Here is a 556-nt window from a genome sequence, read left to right as displayed (position 1 = left end):
CCCCAGCTCGCCCTGGAGGCACTGCGTGCCTACTGGGCCAGCCACCGCAACCCCAACTGGCTGTTCCCGCGCGGGCGAGACCGCGACGAACGAGCCCAGGCGAAGCAACCGATGGATCGCGGAGGGCTTCAACGCTCCTTCAAGCGGATCGTCGCCGATGTGGGCATCCGCAAGGAGGTGACACCGCACACGCTGCGCCACTGTTACGGCACCCTGTTAACCGATGCTGGCGTGGGGCTACGCTCGATTCAGGAGCAGATGGGACACGAGTGCCCCAAGACCACCGCACTCTATACCCAGCTATCGAGTTACTCGCAGAGCGATACCGATCGGCGTATCAACGGGCTGCTCTCGCGCCTGCGCGTGTTGTGGGGTGTCTGAGATGGAGCTACAGACACTCGCCGAGCACTACCGGGAGCGCTTTGTCCGCCGGTACGGTCACCGGTTGAACGCGGAGCAGTGGTCAGCGCTCAATGCCCTCGGTGGCTGCCGCCAGGGGCCTTATGGCGACCTGCTGTGGGGCTGCCGGGACTGCCCTCAGTCAGCCAGCACGCTC

1 protein-coding gene is annotated in these 556 nt (G+C 65.5%); it reads left to right on the top strand.

Features of this window, described 5'->3' with window-relative positions; genetic code table 11:
- The coding region (locus AAE514_RS18525; protein WP_347333046.1) for a tyrosine-type recombinase/integrase at window positions 1–381 on the top strand (381 nt) is incomplete at its 5' end.
- Window positions 382–556: the final 175 nt, after the last annotated feature.

Source organism: Marinimicrobium locisalis, from assembly GCF_039822625.1.
In the GTDB taxonomy this organism is placed as follows: domain Bacteria; phylum Pseudomonadota; class Gammaproteobacteria; order Pseudomonadales; family Cellvibrionaceae; genus Marinimicrobium; species Marinimicrobium locisalis.
The sequence above is the reverse complement of the archived record's forward strand: the minus strand, read 5'-3'. Positions and strand labels throughout refer to the sequence as shown.